General features: G+C 63.1%; 4 protein-coding genes and 1 pseudogene. 1 reads left to right on the forward strand and 4 read right to left on the reverse strand.

The window, feature by feature from the left end; all coding sequences use genetic code 11:
- From ACLP25_RS21760 to ACLP25_RS21770, 3 genes are all read right to left on the reverse strand, one after another.
- Nucleotides 1–382, reverse strand: a 382-nt coding sequence (locus ACLP25_RS21760) for a TCP-1/cpn60 chaperonin family protein (protein WP_442471231.1), incomplete at its 3' end; no start/stop codon positions are given.
- Between the two features lie 20 nt (nt 383–402).
- On the reverse strand, nt 403–741 hold the full coding sequence (locus ACLP25_RS21765) for a co-chaperone GroES (protein WP_442471232.1): 339 nt from the start codon (nt 739–741) through the stop codon (nt 403–405).
- Between the two features lie 437 nt (nt 742–1,178).
- Nucleotides 1,179–2,612: an aldehyde dehydrogenase family protein gene (locus ACLP25_RS21770; RefSeq protein ID WP_442471233.1), complete on the reverse strand. Its 1,434-nt coding sequence runs from the start codon at nt 2,610–2,612 to the stop codon at nt 1,179–1,181.
- Between the two features lie 400 nt (nt 2,613–3,012).
- Between ACLP25_RS21770 and ACLP25_RS21775 the strand changes: the two genes are divergently transcribed.
- Nucleotides 3,013–4,245 carry an acyl-CoA dehydrogenase family protein gene (locus tag ACLP25_RS21775; protein ID WP_442471234.1) on the forward strand — a complete coding sequence of 411 codons (1,233 nt, stop codon included), beginning with the start codon at nt 3,013–3,015 and terminating at the stop codon, nt 4,243–4,245.
- 289 nt (nt 4,246–4,534) lie between these two features.
- Here the strand turns inward: ACLP25_RS21775 and ACLP25_RS21780 are convergent.
- A pseudogene (locus tag ACLP25_RS21780) lies at nt 4,535–4,675 on the reverse strand (transglutaminase N-terminal domain-containing protein); the annotation flags it as partial.
- Nucleotides 4,676–4,695 lie beyond the last annotated feature (20 nt).

A 4,695-nucleotide genomic window follows, 5' to 3' on the forward strand; every position in this document is an offset into this window, starting at 1 on the left:
CGACTGCCGTCACCGCGATGTCGATGCCGCGCTTCAGGTCCATCGGGTTCATGCCGGCGGCGACGAGCTTCAAGCCCTCCTTCATGATCGATGCGGCGAGCACCGTCGCGGTGGTCGTGCCGTCGCCGGCGAGATCATTGGTCTTGGACGCCACCTCGCGCACCATCTGTGCGCCCATGTTCTCGAACTTGTCCGAAAGCTCGATTTCCTTGGCGACGGTGACGCCGTCCTTGGTGATGCGCGGCGCGCCATAGGACTTGTCGAGAATGACGTTGCGCCCCTTCGGACCCAGCGTCACCTTCACCGCATTGTTGAGAATGTCAACGCCGCGCAGCATTCCATCGCGGGCGTCGCTGGAGAACCTGACATCTTTCGCAGACATGATTTTCAATTCCTGCTCAGTTAGGCCAGCCGGGCGCGGGGCCAGGCGGCATGGGTTCTCACGGCGCTCGCGCCGTCGAACACTCCCATCACCTCGGACTGTTTCATGATCAGGAGGTCCTGACCGTCAATCTTGACTTCGACGCCCGAACGCTTGCCGAACAGGACTCTGTCGCCTGCTTTCAGGTCGAGCGGCTGAACGGCTCCGCTTTCGTTTCGGACCCCGGGTCCGACGGCGACAACTTCGCCCTCCTGGGGCTTCTCCATGGCGGCGTCGGGAATGATGACGTCGCGGTTCGTCTTTTCCACGCCTTCCCCGCGGCGAATGACGACTCGGTCGTCCAACGGACGGAATGTCATGGAATCGCTTTCAGGCCGACTGCCTGACCGGCTCACGAGCAAAGGCTCCGGCTCTCGGCGGCAGTCTGACGCTTTGCACAGATGGCTACTCCTGGCACTCGTTACAAGAGGGTGCTAATACCCACGCGTTCCTGCATCAGCGGCTGGCGCCGTCGCATCACATTCGTGCCGGCCGAACTGTCCACCGGATATACCCGCGACGATCGTGTACGTCCTGACCGGGCGCCCCGCCGGTGGACGAACTGTGCCGGCGCCTTTTTGCCGACCGGGCTCGAAGTCCCCACATTGCCCCCGCCGCGCTCATGACGACGCAGGTCAGTTCGTGACGGCGTTCGGCGGCGCGGCGGCGATGGCGCGTTCCTCGTCACCGGCGACGGAGACGGCAGGACCGCGCGGGCGCCCTATCGAGCAGATGACGAGGCGCGAAACCCTCGACTTCAGGGCAACGTATAGGCCGTCTTCACCGTGGTATAGAACTCTGAGGCATATCGGCCTTGCTCGCGCGGCCCGAGGCTGGAGGCTTTGCGACCACCGAACGGCGCGTGGTAGTCGATGCCCGCCGTGGGCAGGTTGACCATAACCATGCCCGCCTCGGCATGGCGTTTAAAGTGTGCGGCGCGCTTGAGGCTCGTTGTGCAGATGCCCGCGCAAAGGCCGAATTCGGTGTCGTTGGCGAGCTCCAAGGCGTGGTCGTAGTTGCGCGCAGCGATCATCGCCGAGACGGGGCCGAATATTTCCTCCCGCGAAATGCGCATCGAATTCTCGGCGTCGAGAAATAGAGCCGGCGCCAGATAGAAACCGGGCGTTGCACGCTTCAGGCGTTCGCCGCCGAGCGCCAGTTTTGCGCCTTCCGCTTGGCCGACCGAGATGTAAGAGAGATCCTGCTCAAGCTGCGCCGCATCGACCACCGGCCCGACGTGCGTCCCTGGCGTCAAGGCGTTGTCGACCACGAGCGCCCGAATGCGCTCGATCAGCGCGTCGGCGAACTGCTTGTAGATCGACTCCTCGACAATGATGCGCGAGGAGGCCGTGCAGCGCTGTCCTGTGGCGAAATAGGCGCCGTTGACCGCGCACTCGACTGCATTTGCAAGATCGGCGTCGGCCAGCACGACGAGCGGATTCTTGCCGCCCATCTCAAGTTGGAACTTTCGCATCGCGCCCGCACATGCCGCCGCGACGCGCCGGCCCGTCGCTACCGAGCCGGTGAACGTGACGGCGTCGATCTGACTGTGGTCGAGGATCGCCTGGCCGACGACCGAGCCCCGTCCCATGACGAGGTTGAACACGCCCTTGGGGACGCCGGCGCGAACGAGAATCTCGGCGAGCGCGTGAGCGGAACCCGGTACGAGGTCGGCAGGCTTGAACACGACCGCATTGCCGTAAGACAGGGCCGGGGCGATTTTCCAAGCTGGAATTGCAATGGGAAAATTCCACGGCGCAATGACCCCGATGACGCCGACAGGTTCGCGCGTCGCCTCAATCTCGACATTGGGCCGGACCGAGGCGAACTTCTCCCCCGGAATTCGTAAAGCCTCGCCGGCGAAGAAATCGAAGATCTGTCCGGCTCGGCCGACCTCGTATGTCGCTTCCAGTAAGGTCTTGCCCTCTTCACGGGCGAGAAGGCGCGCCAATTCCTCACGCCGCGTAAGGATCTCCGTCGAGGCTCTCAGGAGGATGTCGTGCCGCTCCTGCGGGGACGTGCGCGACCAACCGGCAAATGCGGCATGGGCGGCGTCGACCGCAGCGTCCACCTGGACGACGTCGGCCTGGGCATATTCGCCTACGACATCGCTCGTGTCCGACGGATTGATGTTGGGCGAGACGCCCGCACCCTCCAGCCACTCGCCTGCGATGTAATTCTTGTGCAGCATGCTTATTCGCCTCGCAAATGCCCGATTTCCAGCCGCCATTCCTATTTGCGGAGCGTCGCGGCAATCGTGCCCGATGGGCTTGGTCGCCTCATATCTGCGCTTTTTCACAATGGTCGACGTCAGGCTGAACTCAATCGGAACACTGCTCGCTTATTGCTTTTTTCCTTGCGAATTTCAACTTCGACCTGATGGCTCTTTGCTTGGCGAGGCGATCGACGCAAAGTTCGACGGAGTTGCATCCTCCAGTCCGAGCGACGCGACCGTCGATGGCCTCACTCTGCGTCCCGGTCGCCCGAACCGGTGGGCCGCGCAATCGGGCTTTGGTAGAGTCGGATCAAACGAACCGAGCGAGTCAAGCCATGAATGAAGCGTCTCGCCCTTCGGAAGTGCGGCTGGAATCGTGCTTCCGCTCTCTCCGGCGGAGCGCTCACTTGTCGGTGCGGCCGAGAGATTTGCGAACGACACGATCGGGCCGATAGACGAGAGGCTGGAACGAGAGAAATCCGCGCTTCCGCCAGACGTTGTTGCGGAATGGATCCGCCTGGGGCTGAATGGCATGCAGGTTTCCCTCGAGCGTGGAGGCGCGGGAGCGAGCTTCTTCGCAAAGGTCACCGTCGCCGAGGCGATCGCGCGCTCATCCTTTCCGTGCGCTTTCGCGCTGATCAACATGCAGGGCGCCGTCACCCGAATCGAGCGGGAGGGAACAGCCGAGCAGATTGCGCGCTATTTGCCTGGACTATTGAACGGCTCGCTTATTTGCGCGCCGTCTCTGAGCGAGCCCGAGGCTGGCAGCGACTACGGGGCGATAAGGACGCTTGCGACCAAGGTGCCGGGCGGGTGGGAGATCACCGGCGAAAAAGCCTGGATCACCAATGGGGCTATCGCCAATCTCCTCGTCATGTACGCCCAAACGGAGCCGGGCGCCGGCGGCAAAGGCGTCGCGAGTTTCATAATCGACCTTCGGGCTCCAGGAATCGAGAAGCTTCCGCCCTACGGACTGGTCGGGGGGGCGGCGATTGGGGCGTGTGGCCTTCGCCTTCAACGCGTCAGAGTGGCCGAGCGCGATCTCTTTGCTCCGCCTGGTCAGGCCTTCCGGCGAGCCCTGCAGGGCATTTCCGCCGCGCGCGTATATGTTTCAGCAATGGCGTGCGCCGTCGTGGACACTGCCCTTAGGACCGCAGTTGCCTACGCCGCCGAACGCCACAGCTTCGGGCGCCCCCTTCTCGACCATCAGGGCCTGCGTTGGAGCCTGGTTGACGTCGCGGCTGATCTCGAGGCCGCGAGGCTATTGACTCTTCAGGCGGCCCACACTGTGGCGCGAGGCGAGGACGCACAGATCGAGGCCGCGCTCGCAAAGAAAGTCTCTGCCGAAATGGCCGCGCGAAGCGTCACGGCTTGCATGCAGGCGATGGGCGCTGTGGGGCTCCTTCCGCGCTATGGCTTCGATCGTCTCATGACGTCGGCGCGCATCGCGGCCTACGTCGACGGCACGACAGAGATGCAAAACGAACGCATCGGCGCTGTTCTTTTCAAACGCTACGGGGGGAGTCCTCGTTGGAATTCGTCTGGACTCGTCGGCAAGCGGCCGAGTTCCCTGGATGGTCGAACGGGACCCCATGGTTCAATCTCGTGAAGGAGGCCTGGACACATCGCCGCCCTCGCTGAGGGACAGGCGAGACAGTCGCTCGCCACGGGCGTGCGCCGGGAGATTGGGGGCTGTCATGAGTGTTGCGGAGAAGGTTAGGGGCGACGAATTGTTCGCCGCTCGCGCGTCGGAAATGAGGCGCGTCGTCATAGCGAGCGTCATCGGGACGACGATAGAGTGGTACGATTTTCTCATTTACGCCACCGCCAGCGCTCTCATTTTCACCGAGCTGTTTTTTCCATCTCAAGACGCCGGCCGACGTCACGTTGATTTCGCTCGAAATCAATCGGAGATCGCGACTTTCGCGCGGCCGAAGCATCAGCCGATGGGGGCCCATACTGACCGGGCGACGATAGCCATAGGTCGTCCCGTGACGAATCCGAAGCGCGACCAATAAGCCTCCAAAATGCTGCTGCATCGCCGCCCGAGCGGGCGCTC

It is taken from the genome of Roseiarcus sp. (assembly GCF_052145395.1).
GTDB lineage: Bacteria > Pseudomonadota > Alphaproteobacteria > Rhizobiales > Beijerinckiaceae > Roseiarcus.